General features: G+C 59.1%; 20 protein-coding genes. 12 read left to right on the forward strand and 8 right to left on the reverse strand.

Translation table 11 applies throughout. From position 1 onward, the window contains the following. Positions 1-2: 2 nt before the first annotated feature. The 8 genes from AACU78_RS12930 to AACU78_RS12975 all read right to left on the reverse strand — a co-directional run bounded on the left by AACU78_RS12930 (position 3) and on the right by AACU78_RS12975 (position 7,967). Complete coding sequence (locus tag AACU78_RS12930) at positions 3-2,801, reverse strand: toprim domain-containing protein (protein WP_106576219.1); 2,799 nt, start codon at positions 2,799-2,801, stop codon at positions 3-5. A gap of 4 nt (positions 2,802-2,805) precedes the next feature. After that, positions 2,806-3,039, reverse strand: coding sequence for a hypothetical protein (locus AACU78_RS12935; RefSeq protein ID WP_106576220.1), 234 nt, complete (start codon positions 3,037-3,039; stop codon positions 2,806-2,808). Positions 3,040-3,113: 74 nt separating this feature from the next. Further along, a complete protein-coding gene (locus tag AACU78_RS12940; RefSeq protein ID WP_106576221.1) occupies positions 3,114-3,350 on the reverse strand; it encodes a hypothetical protein in 237 nt (78 codons plus the stop codon). Next, the gene (locus AACU78_RS12945; protein WP_128588295.1) at positions 3,347-3,826 is read right to left on the reverse strand and encodes a YmfL family putative regulatory protein; all 480 of its coding nucleotides are present in this window, start codon (positions 3,824-3,826) and stop codon (positions 3,347-3,349) included. Before AACU78_RS12945 ends, AACU78_RS12940 begins: the two co-directional genes overlap by 4 nt. A 29-nt stretch (positions 3,827-3,855) precedes the next feature. Then, on the reverse strand, positions 3,856-4,068 hold the full coding sequence (locus AACU78_RS12950; RefSeq protein WP_106576223.1) for a DNA-binding protein: 213 nt from the start codon (positions 4,066-4,068) through the stop codon (positions 3,856-3,858). 734 nt (positions 4,069-4,802) lie between these two features. Next, positions 4,803-5,060, reverse strand: coding sequence for an ogr/Delta-like zinc finger family protein (locus tag AACU78_RS12965; RefSeq protein ID WP_073638021.1), 258 nt, complete (start codon positions 5,058-5,060; stop codon positions 4,803-4,805). Positions 5,061-5,134: 74 nt separating this feature from the next. Further along, positions 5,135-6,004, reverse strand: a complete 870-nt coding sequence (locus AACU78_RS12970; protein WP_106576706.1) for a phage portal protein — start codon at positions 6,002-6,004, stop codon at positions 5,135-5,137. Beyond that, on the reverse strand, positions 5,916-7,967 hold the full coding sequence (locus AACU78_RS12975) for a terminase large subunit domain-containing protein (RefSeq protein ID WP_106576226.1): 2,052 nt from the start codon (positions 7,965-7,967) through the stop codon (positions 5,916-5,918). The genes AACU78_RS12970 and AACU78_RS12975 overlap by 89 nt, the downstream gene beginning before the upstream one ends. Positions 7,968-8,128: 161 nt before the next feature. Here AACU78_RS12975 and AACU78_RS12980 point away from each other — a divergent pair, with 161 nt between their 5' ends. From AACU78_RS12980 to AACU78_RS13035, 12 genes are all read left to right on the forward strand, one after another. Then, positions 8,129-9,049 (forward strand): GPO family capsid scaffolding protein, encoded by a 921-nt coding sequence (locus AACU78_RS12980; protein WP_106576227.1) that lies wholly within the window; start codon positions 8,129-8,131, stop codon positions 9,047-9,049. Position 9,050: 1 nt separating this feature from the next. Then, the gene (locus AACU78_RS12985) at positions 9,051-10,070 is read left to right on the forward strand and encodes a phage major capsid protein, P2 family (protein ID WP_106576228.1); all 1,020 of its coding nucleotides are present in this window, start codon (positions 9,051-9,053) and stop codon (positions 10,068-10,070) included. Continuing rightward, positions 10,067-10,792, forward strand: coding sequence for a phage terminase small subunit (gpM, locus tag AACU78_RS12990; protein ID WP_106576230.1), 726 nt, complete (start codon positions 10,067-10,069; stop codon positions 10,790-10,792). Before AACU78_RS12985 ends, gpM begins: the two co-directional genes overlap by 4 nt. Before the next feature lie 98 nt (positions 10,793-10,890). Beyond that, complete coding sequence (locus AACU78_RS12995; protein ID WP_106576231.1) at positions 10,891-11,352, forward strand: head completion/stabilization protein; 462 nt, start codon at positions 10,891-10,893, stop codon at positions 11,350-11,352. Then, positions 11,349-11,798: a phage tail protein gene (locus AACU78_RS13000; protein WP_106576232.1), complete on the forward strand. Its 450-nt coding sequence runs from the start codon at positions 11,349-11,351 to the stop codon at positions 11,796-11,798. The genes AACU78_RS12995 and AACU78_RS13000 overlap by 4 nt, the downstream gene beginning before the upstream one ends. After that, a complete protein-coding gene (locus AACU78_RS13005) occupies positions 11,788-12,468 on the forward strand; it encodes a phage virion morphogenesis protein (RefSeq protein ID WP_106576234.1) in 681 nt (226 codons plus the stop codon). Before AACU78_RS13000 ends, AACU78_RS13005 begins: the two co-directional genes overlap by 11 nt. Before the next feature lie 11 nt (positions 12,469-12,479). Further along, positions 12,480-13,607: a DUF2586 domain-containing protein gene (locus AACU78_RS13010; RefSeq protein WP_106576235.1), complete on the forward strand. Its 1,128-nt coding sequence runs from the start codon at positions 12,480-12,482 to the stop codon at positions 13,605-13,607. Between the two features lie 7 nt (positions 13,608-13,614). Continuing rightward, complete coding sequence (locus AACU78_RS13015) at positions 13,615-14,064, forward strand: phage protein (RefSeq protein ID WP_053253844.1); 450 nt, start codon at positions 13,615-13,617, stop codon at positions 14,062-14,064. Then, entirely contained in the window at positions 14,064-14,282 is a 219-nt protein-coding gene (locus AACU78_RS13020) for a TraR/DksA family transcriptional regulator (RefSeq protein ID WP_106576236.1), read from the forward strand. Before AACU78_RS13015 ends, AACU78_RS13020 begins: the two co-directional genes overlap by 1 nt. After that, a complete protein-coding gene (locus AACU78_RS13025; protein ID WP_106576237.1) occupies positions 14,279-14,485 on the forward strand; it encodes a hypothetical protein in 207 nt (68 codons plus the stop codon). The genes AACU78_RS13020 and AACU78_RS13025 overlap by 4 nt, the downstream gene beginning before the upstream one ends. Continuing rightward, positions 14,482-15,015 (forward strand): lysozyme, encoded by a 534-nt coding sequence (locus tag AACU78_RS13030; RefSeq protein WP_106576707.1) that lies wholly within the window; start codon positions 14,482-14,484, stop codon positions 15,013-15,015. The genes AACU78_RS13025 and AACU78_RS13030 overlap by 4 nt, the downstream gene beginning before the upstream one ends. Further along, positions 15,015-15,473: a lysis protein gene (locus AACU78_RS13035; protein WP_106576238.1), complete on the forward strand. Its 459-nt coding sequence runs from the start codon at positions 15,015-15,017 to the stop codon at positions 15,471-15,473. The genes AACU78_RS13030 and AACU78_RS13035 overlap by 1 nt, the downstream gene beginning before the upstream one ends. Positions 15,474-15,477: the final 4 nt, after the last annotated feature.

Below are 15,477 nucleotides of genomic sequence, written 5' to 3' on the forward strand. Positions count from 1 at the left end.
CTTTACGCTTTGAATGTCCAGCACTTGACTGTCGTTGGCCGGGGTTGTGAACACGGGTTGCGGGTGTTGAAGGCAGCACGAACAGCGCTGTGCACCGCTTTGTTGCTGTCCAGAAATTTGCGGGAACGGGATTCCTTGAGCAGATCGCGCAACGTGGCCACGTCGGCCAACTTCTGTTTGTGTTCGGCGGCGCGCTCACAGAATTCGTTGAGATTGATAGCGATCACTGTGGGGTCGCTGCTGTGGTCGACCACCGGGTCTTCGCTCAAGGATTCGAGGTAGTCGTAGACCTCCCAAAACTCGGCCACGGCCGAATGGTCGGAACTGATCGAAGCCTGGCGCTCAATGGCCATCCGCACGATCTGGCGCTGGGTGGCAGCGACCTGGGCGTCACTCAGTTTCAGCACCAGGCGGAGGCAATCCATCAGCGAGAGCAGCTGCGCGTGGTTCTTGCTGATTCGCTCGACACGGATGTACCCGCGCAAGTCATAACCGCAACTGCTGCAGTTACCCTGATCGCTGGTATAGGCGGCGCCGCAGGCAAAACATTGGGTATGCAGGCGACGCAGCTTCGCTTCGTGTTCGGGCATACGCTGGGCGAACAGCTCAAGCACCGCGGACTCTTTGCCTACAGCCCGTAATAGAAAGTGGCTGAGGCTGCCGCCGTCCAAAGCGTTTAACTGATCAGCTGCAGCGCGGCTTTCCGGTGTAACGATGGGGCGTACAAAGTGCAGTTTTACGATGCGCGTCATGATCGCTTCGTGGGCGACCACGGCCGCGTTTTGGCTGATTGCGATCGTTCCCCGGAAGGGCGGTTCATACGTTTCGTTGCCCGCTGTCTTGACGCCCTTCGTAGCCAGGGTGCCGCCGCCGTAGAAGTCTTTCAGCTCGTCCCATTCGAAGGTTTTAGCGTTCGCTCTATCATCGCTGTGGCGATCGGCTTCCAGGAACACAACCGGCATGCCAGAGACTTGGCCCATCAGGCGCGAGCGTCCGGCCTTGGTCGATTTCATGGGGTCGAAGCCCTCATAGCCTTCGCGGCCGAGTAACTTCCAGAGCAGGTTCAGCAGAGTGGTTTTACCGGCGCCGGCCTCACCGGTGGCCTCTAGGAACGGGAAGGACTGGTAACGAGCGCGGATCTGCTCGCAGAACAGCGAGCCGAAGAAGAACACCAGCGCGACGAAGCCCTGGGCGCCGAAACAGGTCCACAGTAACTGCACCCACTTTTCATCAAAGCCCTTTGCTTCGCGCTGCAGCTTGATGGGTACGCCTTTCTGCAGCGTTTTTAGGCGCAGCTTGCCGAACTCAAAATAGTCTTCGCTGTTGACCTTGTAGGTGGTGCCGTCCTTGATCGCGATATCGCCGTAGACGTAACAGGCGTATTCCTTGCTGTAGCCCACGTAGTCGATGGTCGACACAGTTTTGATGCCGAACAGTTGATCCTTCATGAGCTTATCGAGCTGCTGGCCACTGCCGGTAAACATCGCACCTGCCGCCATGCCGAGCAGCCGCTTTTTGAATTCGCTCGCGGCAGACAGCTGGCCACTGGTGAAGGTGTTTTTCACGCTTTCGGAGTCGTGCGGGAAGTCCACGCGCAGGTAGTACCAGGATTCGTCTGTTACCTCGTTACGCTGGAAGTACAGGGCTTGTGGGTAGCAGTTGGCAATCTCCACAACACTGCCGGACTGCTGCAGGGCTTTTTCGCGTTGTTGCGCCTGGTTGAGCAGTTGGTCGTCGTGGTTCTCGCTGTCCTCGATGTCGGACATGGCCCGGTTGAATTTCTCCATGTCCAACTTGAACCAGTACAGGCGGCTACCGAAGCCCAGGTGAAATTCCCCGCGCTTGTTCCAGTCGTACATCAGCAACGCTTTTTCCGCTGCGCTCTCGGCCAGCAACAGGGCGCCCTGGTGACGGGCTTGCTTGAGGTCAGCAGCGATCTGTGCGGCACGCTTGGTGTCGTCCTGGATGAAGCTCCAGCGCTGATGAAGGTCGTTCCAGTCTGACTTGCGGCCGTCACGTTGTGGGATCTGCGCAGACTCACAAACAAAGCCCAGAGCGCGGGCTTCGCGTACCCAGCGCCGGGTGTATGCGTTGGCGCTGGGTTCGTTATCAAGTGCCCAAACCAGCTTGGGCAACTTCCCCCCATCGCGGATCTTGACCAACGCTTTAAGCGAATCCCCTGGGAACGCATTAGAGGACATGGCCGAGACAGCCGCGATGTCGTTGTGCACCAAAGCGATGGCATCGAAGATCCCTTCGACAATCCAGATTTCCTTGGCTTCAAGAAGGTCGACGCAGGGCGGGCACCACCAGACGCCGCGATAGCTGTCCTTGGATTTGAAGCGGGCTTTCATCTTGCCGAAGCGGTGCGGCTGATCGATCAGACGTTCCCACCAACCGCCTTTTTCCAGGGCGAAGCGCACCGTCGCGCTGCCTGCGTTGTGTTCAGCGGAGTAGAACGTTTCCTGGGTAAACCAGCCCTGGATCAACTCAAACCGAAAACCCCGGGCGAACTCCAGGTAGGCGCGTGCCGTTGCGTTGGGGTGCTGGTCAGTTGCCGGTGCACGTTTGCTCCAGTCTTCGAACAGATCGTCATACAGCTCTTTCACGTGCAGGGTGTGGCCACACTTTTCGGGGCGACCACAAATCACCATCCATGGCGTATCAAAGCGGGAATACAGTTCTTTCTTTTTGCACTTCGGGCAGGTGCCGCCGCGCATGTAGTCGGTGCCCGTGCGGTGCTTGAGCCCAAAGTCGGCCTGAAGGCGTTGCAGCACGTCGTGACGAAGGTCTTCTTTCATGGGGTTACTTCACTGCTTTGAGGCTGTGGGACAGGGCTGCCATGAGGCGTTTTTGCGCAGCCATGACCGGTATGTGGGCGAGAATCGCGCCGTGGCGCAGACCGGCCGTAACAAGACGGAATTGGTCGGCGTACCAGTGTTCGTTGAGGCTCAAGCGATACTGTTCACGAAGGTTGGCCAGCAACGCTTCGGCCTCGGCTGGGGGCAGTTGTGTGGTGACAATTACGGCGTTGGCCATCGTTAAACCTCAATTTCGGGCGCAGCTCACCCAAACCCACGGGATGTGGGGTCGGCGATTGGTTGGGTTGGGTGTTACGAGTTTGCGGAGCGTTGGCGCTTTGGCAGGTCCAGCAACTCGATGTGGGCCAGTTCGGTCAGTTTGGTTGCAACCGGTTCGGCCACGTCGAGGTTCTCCACCAGATGAATAACCGCCCGTTTGCGCAGTGTCGACAAGTCGCCTAAGTGTTCGGCTTGGTGGCGCTTAAGGAATGCCAGTGCAGCGTTCTGCACGCACTGTTGGTAGTCCAAAGCATTGGTTTGAGTGTTCATTGCCCTTTCCCTGACTTTGCGCGGTAGAGGTCGATGGCGGCATGGATTTCGGCAGTGCGCGCGGCTATGTGCAAGACGTGCGCATTTAGGATCAGCTCGGCCTCGTCTTCGGTGATTACGCCGTCCTCGATCGCTTGAGCGATAACCTGGTCGACCGTGCCCTGCTTGGCTGAGGTCTGCACTGCCCGTGCGTACATCTCAACGTTGTCGAGGTTTTCCGGTTGGATGACCGGCACGAACATGCCGCCGTACATTGCCGCAACGTAGTTGGCCAGGTGCTGGGTGCCTGTGACCTGTTCCAGTTGAAAGATCTGTAGGTCCGTCAGCGGGCGGCAGTTGTTGTTCTCGTAAGCGTGGTTATCGAACTTCTTAAGTGGTAGGCCGATGCGAGCGGCGGCGCGTTCGCGGCCACCTTCGAAGGTGCAAATAATTGCACTGACGACTTCACGCCGTGTTTTCAGAACCTGACTTTTCATCTTCTGCTGTTCCCTCAGAGACCTGGCCATTACTGTTCGATCACGCCGTCTTTGATTCCGAGTAATACAGCTGCGCGATGAGCCTCCCCACGACGGCATTGGCTCTGGCCATTCAGCACCGCGTAAACGGTGCTGGGGTTGAGGTTGTTCCGTTCAGCAAAATTTCTGGCAGTCTGGCCACGCTTCTCCAAGGATGCACGCGCCTGCTGGCGAGCTTGCTCGGTGATGGGTGAGTTGGGCATAGTGCAATTCCTTGCGTTTTCGTGTGATGACAAGCGCAGGATGTGGCAAAAATCTGCCAATGTAAATATCTGGATGGAAAAATATTGACACTCTCCGAAGAGATTGGCGCGAGGTTGCGCCAACAACGAGCCCAGGCTGGGCTGACGCAAGATCAACTTGCGGAACAACTTGGTGTCTCGAAAAGAACTCAAGGAAACTACGAATCCGGTGCTAGTGACGCGCCGGCCTCCTACTTGAGTATGGCTGCCAGCGCGCTCGGATTTGACGTGCTTTACATCGTTAGCGGGACTCGTACCACGATGAAAGTTGATGCGTTGTCTGAGGTTGAAGACAGCATTGTTCAGCAGTACCGCAGCATTCCTGTGGACGATCAAAAAGCCATCCGGCGCTTTCTTAAAGCTATTGCTGACGATGCTGCCAAAGGGGTGAGTTAAGCCCTCCGTTTCCGTCCCGCCACTCGCTTGCCCCCATATCACTGCGACAGCAATGGATTTTATGGAGTGGTAAGCATGTTGGATCGCACAAACGCGGATGTCGGTTACGTTGAAATGGCAGCATCTGCGCGGTATGAGCTTTCGCACATTGAGCGACGTCTGATTGGGTTGTATCGCCAGTTGAGCCCTCGCGACAAAGAGCAGTTGAGAAGACTGACCGAAGCGCTGATAAGCAACCCGGATCATTCCGACGAAGGCTGAATCCAGCGCCGCCGGCACTCGATTGTCGGTGGCGCGCTTCATGCGACGGCCTGCGATCCAAGCTTTTCAAACAGCTCCCGCTGTTGGGCTCTGGGCATATCTCTAAGACGATCCATCAGCAGCCTGTCGAACGTCTGAGCGGACGGGCTTAACGTATGAGAAAAAGTGAGATTAGCGACCCAGGTGTGCCCACACTTTGCATCGAGGCACTGGCAGTAAAGTTTCGCAAAGTCGGCTGACAGAACCTCACGTGACGCAATTCGCCCTTTGTGTCCGCATTTGCAAGTAACTCTCATATCCCCTCCCCAGGGTGCAGCTTATTGCCACTATATTCGCATGTGGCGCAGTATATTTCTCTAGTTGATAGGTGTCAGATAGAGGTTTCCCCTGTGCTATCGATCTTTTTCCAGCTAATACGCCTGTCCCGTCGAAGCACCTCATTGAGCTGGCTGAACAGCTGACAGATCGGCCTAATCTCGTTGCTGGTGTAAACGCGATCGATCTTCTCGATATCCCCAAACCCGCCGTTGTTTTCGGGAATGATCCCGGCTAGAGCAGGGTTCATTCGCCAAGCGGCGATCACGTCGTTGCGGGTGATGTTCTTGACCTTCTCCAGCTCGTCCTTGGCCTGGAAGTCCCCCACGGGGATGATCTGGATCGCGTTTTCCTTGCCGTTGGGGATGTTGACGAACATCGATCGGAAATTGCCCACGCCCTTACTGGCGCTGATCTGAGCGCGCAGGTTTTCTTCGTCTTCCTCGGTCAGGTCCGGGTCGTTGGTGTAGAAGATGTAGCCCGCGTGCGCGCCATTGCTGTAGTACCGCCGGCGGAACAGGGTCGCGGCTTCGTTGAGCAACAGCGCCTGCATGCCGCCCAGGTAGTCAGGCACACCGTAGATGTTCTGTTCCACGTCGTAGTCCAGGACGTGTTCTATTTCGTCCTGGTCGAAGTCCATGTATTTGTTGTCTGGCAGCAACATCCTGAACCCGCCGTCGACCTTCACCCGCATGTTGATAGCCGGCAGGTGCTGCATCTCCAGCACATCGCCAAATGCGTTGGTATCGCGATAGAAATAGGCCTCGCCAAACACCATGTAATCCAGGCTCGCACGGCCCATGGTCTGCGTGCTGCACCCCTCAGACGGAATGAACTCACGCAGCAGCAGGTTGCGTTTGAATTTTGGAATGGCACCGTGGTGTGCGTTGGCGCGTAGCAACTTGGCCAGGCCCGCCCGGGACACCGGCGGCTTGTAGATTTCGCCGTCGTCGCTGAGAAACACCCCGAGGTACTCGCCGATGTTGCCGGACAGCACCTGTTCGGGCTCCCCGAAGGTGAACGCCCGCATGGGCTGGGGCTGTCGCGCCGGTTGGTTGATTTGGGGCTTTTTGTGTCGTTGCTTGGGCATTGTTTCCGCTCGTGACGTAGCGGCTACGGCGCCGCTTGTTGGTGTTGAGGGGTTCATTGAACAGGGCGTGCATGATCGACCAGGCAATGTCGGCGTGGCCGGTGGCGTCAGTGCGCGAAGCGCTGTAGGTGACCTGGCCGCTGGTGGTGGTGCCGCGCTTGATGGTCAGGAACGCTTGGGCGATATCGGTCCAGCCAGCGTCCCATTCGATGCGGCTCCCCTGGATCGTGTCTTGGGCCTTGAGTACCAGGGTGTTTTTGGTTTCAAGGCTGTAGTGGATCGCGGTCGCACGCGGATAGAAGTCGCGCACCAGGTCAAACACGCCGTAGCCGATACCGGTGGTGTCGATACCGATGTGCTGTACGTTGAAACGCTCGGTAAGTTTCTTGACCTGGTCGGCTTGGTACTTGAACGACTGCCCCCGCCAACTGTGTTTTTCCAGGATGCGGAATTTCGCCCCCGGTTCCAGTGGTGGAGCGACCACCACGCACGTGGCGTCGTCGCGGGTGCGGCTCGGATCGTAGCCAAGCCATACCGGGCTGTTGCCGAAAGGCCGATCCAGTTCCGGGTTGTAGTCTTCCCACAACGACAGATCGGAATAGCAGCGCTCCAGGTCTTTGAGGCCGAACGCGCTTTGGCTGCTGTCGATGAACTTGCAGTAAAACAACTGCTGGAATTTGTCCTCGTCGTACTCCAGCTGCAGCTGCTCCAAGTCGAACAGATCGCAGCCACCGTCGATCGCATCCTGAATGGTAATGGTCTTGCGCCATTGGCCATCGGGGCAAAGCGCGCCCTGTGTATAGGATCCCTCGGTGGGCCAGGTGCCACCGGCTTTCTTGCCGCGTTTGCTGTTGCGGAACTCTTCGCCGGACCAGAACGGGTACGCCTGGTGCGACACCGCGCTGGGCGTCGAAAAGTAGGTTTTGCGCCACTTCTTGTGGGTGCCCATGGCACTGGCCACGGTGCTGAGTTTTTCGAAGTCGCGTATCCAGAAATATTCGTCGACGTAGACGTGGCCATGGTAGCCCTGGGCGGTGCTGCTGTTGGTCGATAGGAAACGCAGTTCGGCGCCGTTGCTGAGCGTGATCGGGTTGCCGGTCAGCTCGATGTCAAACCACTGCTTGGCAAACTGGATGATGTAGCTGCGGAAAATCTCCGACTGTGAGCGGCTGGCTGACAGGAACACCTGGTTGTCGCCGGTCAGCACCGCATCCATGAACGCTTCGCCGGCGAAGTAATACGTCAGGCCTACCTGGCGGCTTTTCAGGATGTTGCGGATTCGGCACGTCAGCGGATTTTGCTTCGCGGCAAACAGCTCCTGCTGATAGCGGTACATCTTGCTGATGAACTTATCCAGGAAGTCGACTTCGGTCAGCCCGCTAATGTCGTTCTTGGCTTTCTTCTCGCGTTTCTTCCCGCTGCTATCGCCACGCGCCGAGCGTTCGCCACGCGGCCGCTGGCGGCCTTCCTGTGGCTCGCCGGAAGGTTCCCCGATCGGTGCTGGCAACGGTTTGGCCGCTTGCTTTAACAGACGCTCGCGCACGGTGGTCAGCCGGTCCAGCTCGTTGAGGTCGTCCTTGGTCAGACTGCCGGCTTTGTCCAGGAGGAGGGTGATTCGCCGGCCCACGGCCGTCAGCGGTTCTTCATCCGACAGCATGTCTTCCCAACCGCCCTGGCGTATCCAGTAGTAGACGATGCGGATGTTGGGCAGGTTGAGCTGCGCCTGAATTTCCTTGGCCTTACAGCGGCGCAGAAACAGGCGTTTGGCGGCTTCTTTAACTTCGGTCGAGTAGTACATGGGCCGCAGTCTATGCGGCGAAAACGCCGGAAACGCGGGGTTAAATTCCGTGATCCACCTATATGTCGAATATAGGAGAAACGCGCATTTGAACCGTTTGTTTGAGGCTTGGCGGCTCCCTATCGTGGCGGTTCATTCAGTGATTGAGCGCAGTCAAACCCATGCCCCGTTCCCTTGTTTCGTTCTGGAAGCGTGTCGCCACCAGCGGAGCCACCGTTGATGGGCGCGTGATCCTTCCCCAGGAACTGCGCGACATCGCTGAAACCTACAAGCCGTCTTTTTACACGGCTGTGATCTGGTGCGATCACGAACGCTTGCCAGGCTCCCACGGCACCGTTTACGCGGTGCGTCTGGTGGAAGACGCCGAAGACCTGGAGCCAGGCGAAGTGGCATTGGAAGCGCAATTGAAGCCCAACGACCGGTTGCTGTATCTGAATGACCAAGGCCAGAAACTGTTCACCAGCATTGAGATCACCCCCGATTTCCGTGGCAAAGGTAAAGCCTATCTGACCGGCTTGGGCGTTACCGACCAGCCGGCAAGTGTCGGCACCCAGGAACTCTACTTTTCGCACAAGAACAACCGCGCTTCCTATTACGCCGCCTCGGTCGAACTCGGCCGCCTTCAGGACGACAGCCTACCCACCGCCGAAACCGGACTGATCAATGCCCTGACCGGCTTTTTCAAGCGTTTCGCCGCCGACGTGCTGCCCACCGAAACCACTCCACCCCAAACAGAGAGCAAACCCCCAATGGATGAAGCTACAGCAACGGCTTTGACGGCCCTGGTGGCCCAATTGCTGGTTGTCGCTGCCGGCCTGCAGGCCGTCATTGAACCAGCCGCCGAAGATGCGCCCGCGCCAGATTCGGACCTGATCGACGACGTGAGCGCAGCAGTGGACGAGATTGTGGCCACTGCCGAGGACGAACGCGAATTCCGCCGCAAGAACAAGGGCAATCAGGCTGTACTTGCCAAGCTGGATGCGCTGCAGAAGCAGTTCAGTGCTTTGCAGAACAACCCCATCGGTCGCCAGTTGCCGCGCAATCCCGGCCCGGTAACCAACGTCAAAAAGCGGGTGCTCTAACATGGCCTACTCCCTGAGCGCTTTCGGCGCACAAATGTTCGCAGAACTGCAGGTCGCCATTGCGGAAAGCTACGGCGTTGACCTTGCCACCAAGATGTTCAGCGTCGATCCGACGATTGCCCAGGAACTGAACGACGCTATTACGGCCAAGTCGGACTTCCTGGGACGAATCAACGTCATTCCGGTGACCGAGATCAAGGGGCAGAAAGTCTTCATCGGTGTGTCGGGGCCAGTCACCGGTCGCACAGACACCACGTCCAAGGACCGCGAAGCCAAAGACGCATCGGCGTTGGATCAGTCCACTTATGAGCTGTCTTCCACTGAGTCCGATGTGGGCCTGCCGTACGCCAAAATCGACGCCTGGGCCAAGTTTCCGGACTTCCACCAGCGCTATTCCGCTGCCGTGCAAAAGCAGATCGCGCTGGATCGCATCATGGTCGGCTTCCATGGCACGCACGCTGCCAAACAGACCGACATCAAGCAGTATCCAATGCTGCAGGACGTCAACAAAGGTTGGCTGCAGCAGGCCCGTGAGCAGATCCCGGCCCAGGTACTCATGGAAGGTAAGGCTGCGGGCAAAGTCACCCTTGGCGCCGGTGGCGACTATGCCAACCTCGATGCCCTGGTGCATGACACCAAGCAACTGGTTGACGAGCGCCTGCGCGATGCCGGCGACCTGATCGCAATCATCGGCACGGATCTGCTGGCCGCAGACAAAGCCAAGCTGTATTCGAAACAGGGCGATACCCCGACCGAAAAAGAGCGCATCGAAGAAGCCCAGGTGATCGCCACCTATGGCGGCTTGCCGAGCTTTAGCGTGCCGTTCTTCCCGGTCAACGGCGTGGTCGTCACCAGTTGGGACAACCTGTCTATCTATTTCCAGGATTCCAGCTGGCGTAAACAGACCATCGACAACCCCAAGCGATCCCGCGTCGAGGACTACAACAGCCGCAACGAAGGTTATGTGATCGAGCAGCTGGAAAAGTTCGCCATGACCGAGAACGTGGAGCTGGTCGCGTGAGTCTGGCCCTCGCGCACAAGCGCCGAACCATCGCCCTGGGAGGCGCCGCCGTTGTGGCGGCTGCCGCTTCCGCAGCGCTTCCTTACTCGCCGGCGGAAGCCCTGAGCAGCCCTGCCAATGCCCGCAAGCACCTGCTGCTGCAGGAAGCGGCGTTGGACCAGGACCTGGCGCGCCTGAGTGATCTCAATAACCTGGCCAGTAAACAGTCGCTCAAGCGCGACGAGCTGCTGCCCAAGTACCAGGAATACGTCCAGCGCTACTGCGAGTCCGGCCTGAATTTCCCGAATCGTGTTGCGGTGCAGGTCATGGTCTGGCTGTTCGATACCGCGCAGTTCGAAGACGCCCTGGAGCTTGCTGACTTCCTGATGGAACAGGGCCAGCAGATGCCGGAGCGCTTCAAGCGCCGCGACATCCCGACCTTTGTTGCCGATGCCGTGTGCGAATGGGCCTACGCCGAATACACCGCCAAGCGCAGCCCGGAACCTTACCTGTCCGACCTACTGCCGCGAGTTGATGGTGAGTGGAACCTGACCGAGCAGATCCCGAGTAAGTACCACAAGTTGATCGGCATGCGCGCCATGGAGGCCGAGCAGTGGGAGACCGCGCTCAAGCACCTGGAGCGTTCGACGGAGTTGTACGCCCAGGCCGGCAACAACACGCGCATCAAACAGATCCGCAGAACCTTGGAAAAACAAACGGCCGCTAACCCGGCCACCGAATAACCGACTACCCCCCCCAGCGGGGATCTGTGGAAGTGAGCCGCCCATTTATGGACCGTCCCACTGAAAACAGACTCCCCGCCCTATTTGAGCGGCCAGCAATGAGTTTTTCCGGGAAACCCACCACCTTTGTGGAACTGACGATCGAGAACGACGGCTTTTGGCCAGACCTCTCTGTGTCCGAATTCCAAAAGGAACAACGCCTGCCGGCGGAGTACCTGGTAGAGCTGCTGGCCGACGCCTTGAACACAGCCATGGTCGAGGTCAATACGGACCTGGCCAGGTGCAAAGCACGTTGGAAGGCCAACGGCATGACGCGTGTCGAGTCCGCAGATTCCACGCTGCTGCCAGAACGTACCTTCCAAGTGAAGCTGTACAAGCGCGCCGTGTACTGCCGCGCTAAGGGCAGTTTGCTGCCACAGTTTGCAACCGTCACCCGCCGCGAGAGCGCCGAAAACACCGGCAAGGAAGCGCCTGAGCGTGCCGAAACCTTCCTGGCGTTCAGCCAGCAAGCCGTGCGTGCCCTGCAGGGCCGTGGCCGCATCACGGCGGCGTTGCTGTGATCCAGCTGCAGGCGCTGACCGCCTATCTGATGGCCCGCAACCTGGTGGAGCCTGAGCAGTTCGACAGTTGGACCGAGCAGGTCAGCCTTGAGCTGATCTGGAAACCCGACCGCGACGGCCTGCACATGGCTGACATGCGCTATCGCGCTGTGTTCTCCCTGGAACGCTTCGCCGGCAATCCGGCCAGGCTGATGGCCCTGGTGGGTAGTTGGCTGGAAACCCACGATCCTGACCGGAACCGCCACGAACTGCCGGCGCCCCTGTTTGCCGTTGAACCCCTCGACCAGGACACCTTCGACGTGGACTTGTCCCTGGAGTTCGTCGAGCCGCAATACCTCGCCCAAGACCCTGCCGGCGAGATCGAGGCGTTCGGCAAGACTTGGGCATTCGTGCCGTTCGATCTGTGGGTTGCCGAGCATGGCGAGGTGGGCAGCAATGGCCGCTAACCCGCTCGACCTCGATATCAGGGGCTTGCTCGACGTCGACGCCCAGTTGGCATTGCTTGAACTGTCGCCACAGTTGCGCCGGCGACTGTTGAACCGGGTAACCACACGCGTGCGGACGATGAGCCGTAAGCGGGTGCGTGAGCAGAAGAACACCGACGGCTCCCCGTTCGCTGAACGCAAGGGCAGCGCCAAAGGCAAAAAAAAGATGGAAGCCGGCCTGGCCAAGCTGCTGCAGGTGACCCGCGTCAGTTCGGACGAAGCCGAACTGGGCTGGAAAAACGCCTTGACCCGTTGGGTCGCCGCCCAGCAGCACAACGGCGTCAGCGAGCGACGTACCGCTGCGCAGATGCGCCGCTGGAACAAAGTCCCACCAGGCATTGCATGCACCGACAAACAGGCCAAGCGCCTGCGCCGGTTGGGCTTTCGTGTCCGGCACAAAGGCAAAAGAGCGCTGGCCAGGCCGTCGGTGGCTTGGATTCAGGAGCATGTGAATTACGCCAAGGCCGGCCTTTTGATCCGCATTTTGAACGATGAACGAACCGAGAAAACGGGCGCGCAAAGCTGGGACATCACCCTGCCAAAACGCCAGTTCCTGGGCGTGGAAACCAGCGGCGAAACCCGCGAGCTGGTTAACCAGGTCTTTGAACAAATCCTTAATTCACCCCGCTAACGAGGCACAGCATGGCACTTGGCAAAGTCAGCGTTAACAATCTCAATCTGGGCCAAGGCGCCGTGACTGAGATCGAACGCTATTTTCTGTTTATCGGGCCTGGTCCGAAAACCGCTCCAAAAAACATCGGCAAACTTGTGCCGCTCAATACCGAAAGCGACCTCGATGCCGCCCTGGGTATCGCTGCCAGCGACCTGAAAACCCAGATCACTGCCGCTCGCTCGAACGGTGGCGATCGCTGGGCCTGTCTGGCGGCACCGATCGTGGCCGATACCGACTGGCGCGCCTCTTTGGAAACTTGCCAGCAGCAGGGCTTTTCGGTCGAGGCAGTCGTTATCACCCAGCCTGTGACCAAGGGCGACGACCTGGCGGCCATGCACGACGCGGCGGTGCTGGTTAATAACGTCTACGGCCGCCGCTTGTTCGTGATGGCAGCAACTGCCAGCCCGACCGTGCTGCAGTCCTGGTCTGAATATGTGGCCGAGCAAAAGGCAATTACCAACAACGTGGCCGCGCCGCGTGTGATGGTGGTGCCGCAGTTGCACGGCAATGACCTGGGCGTGTTGGCTGGTCGCTTGGCCAACGCTGCCGTGAGTATTGCCGACAGCCCAATGCGTGTGGCCACCGGTGCCGTAACCGGTCTGGGCAGTGTGCCGGTCGATAAAGAGGGCGTGCCGCTGCCGTCCGCAATCCGCGCCGAGTTGGACAAGTCTCGCTTTTCTGTTTCCCAGACCTACCCGGACTACCCGGGTGTTTATTGGGGCGACGGCAACATGCTGGACACCCCAGGCAGCGACTACCAGGTAGTCGAATATCTGCGCCTGACGGACAAGGCGGCGCGCCAGGTGCGGCCGCTGCTGATCCGCCGTGTGGCTGATCGTCGCTTGAACAACACACCCAACAGCATGGCCGTGAACGTCAACGCGTTGATGGCGCCACTGCGCCAGATGGCCAAGTCGGTCAAGTTCGCCGGACAGGTGTTCCCGGGAGAGATCGAAACGCCGAAAGACGGCGACATCGTGCTGACCTGGAAGAGCAAAACCGCCGTCGAGGCGTACATCAAGCTCAAGCCCCACAACTGCCCGAAAGACCTCACGGCGAACATCGCCCTGGATCTTTCCAACGACGATTCGGAGTAACCCCCCCATGTCACGTATTGGCGGCAAGAACTTTGACGTGAACCTGGGCGATCTGCAGGTACACGTCGAAAGCTGCACCCTGGATATCACCGACAACAGCAAGACCGCGCAAACCCGGGGCGTGCCTGATGGCTACGTCGACGGCGACGTGGCGGCGGCAGGTGAAGTTGAGCTGGACTCGACCAACTTTAACCTGGTGGTCGAAGCGGCGCGCACTGCCGGCAGCTTCCGCAAGCTGGATGCGTTCGACGTGGTGTTTTTCGCCAAGGCTGGCGACGACGAGCTGCGCATTGAGGCGTTCGGCTGCAAGTTGAAGATTTCCAGCCTGCTGAGCATTGATCCGAAGGGCGGCGAGAAGACCAAGCACAAGGTGCCGTTTGAGGTCACCAGTCCGGACTTTATCCGCATCAACGGCGTGCCTTACCTGGATTCCACCGAGATCGAGGGCATTAGCTGATGGTATGCCCGTTCGATCGCGCTCAAGCCCTGGAACAACGTCAGCGGGACCAGGCTATCAACGCCCAGTTGGCCCAGGCCCGGCGTGAGTCAACGGGCCCAAGCCTTACTCACTGCCAGGACTGTGATAACGAGATTCCGGCAGCTCGCCAGGCGCTCGGCGGTAAGACCCGGTGTGTCCCGTGCCAGTCTTTCTTCGAAAAAGGAGTGCAGCGATGAGCACCAATCAGGCGGCCCAGGACACCGCCATCGCACTGGCGAAGGCGTCACCTGCGATCGGTGTAGCCGCCACTGGGGCGACAGGGGCCGTCGACTGGTCGGCTGTCGCCTACATGCTGACTGCCGTTTACATGGTGCTGCAGATCCTGCTGTTGGTTCCCAAATATCGCCAGATGCTGCGCGAATGGAAGGTGAAGCCGTGAGCCTGCGCGGCAAGATCGCCGCCGGCGCTATCACGCTCTGCAGCTCTGCGCTGGTCGTTTTCCTGGGCACCTGGGAAGGCAACGCCCAGAACACCGTTTATGCGGACAAGCTGGCCCGTGGCCTACCCACCGTGTGCAAGGGCATCACCCGCCATACAAGCCCCTACCCGGTAGTTGTAGGCGACTACTGGTCGGATGCGCGCTGCAGCGAGGTGGAGCAACTGGTGATCAGTAAAGGCCAACTGCAACTGGCCGACTGCATCACCAACCAGAACGTGGGCCAGAACACATTCGATGCCCTGAGTAGCCATGGCCACAACTTCGGCACTGCCAGCACGTGCGCGAGCCGCGCCGTGGGATTGATCAATGCCGGCCGTATCAAAGAGGGCTGCCAGGCGCTGGCCTGGGCGCCTGACGGCAAAACACCGGTCTGGGCCTTCATCACCACCGCCGATGGCAAGAAGGAATTAGTCCCAGGTTTGCATAAACGCCGATTGGCCGAGGCCGAGCTTTGTAAGGCGGGCCTGTGATGCGCGAAGGCACTTTCATCCTGGTGCTGTGCCTGGTGGCCTGGTTCGGCTTTGACCTGCTGCAGGACCAGCGCGACAACGCACGGATCGAGCGTGACGCGGCGCTGTTTGAAGTGAACGGCCTGCGAGAGTCCGCGCGGATCAGCGGCGAAATGCTGGCTGAGCGTGACGCTATCGACCTTCAACGTACCCAGGAACTGAACCATGAACGGGCTGAAAACGATGCTCTGCGTCTCGATGTTGCCACTGGCCGTAAGCGGTTGCGGCTCAACGCCACCTGCAGCGCCCCAGTGCCCGCCAGTGCCAGCGCCGGCGGCGTGGCTCATGCAAGCACCGCCGAACTCACAGCAGACGCTCGATCGGATTATTTCACCCTCAGAGATCAGCTCGCCCTCAGCCGGCAAATGATCCTGGGCTTGCAAGACCATGCCCTGCGGGTTTGCCCGCGCCAACCATAACTGA

Source organism: Pseudomonas sp. R9.37 (genome assembly GCF_963878885.1).
GTDB lineage: Bacteria > Pseudomonadota > Gammaproteobacteria > Pseudomonadales > Pseudomonadaceae > Aquipseudomonas.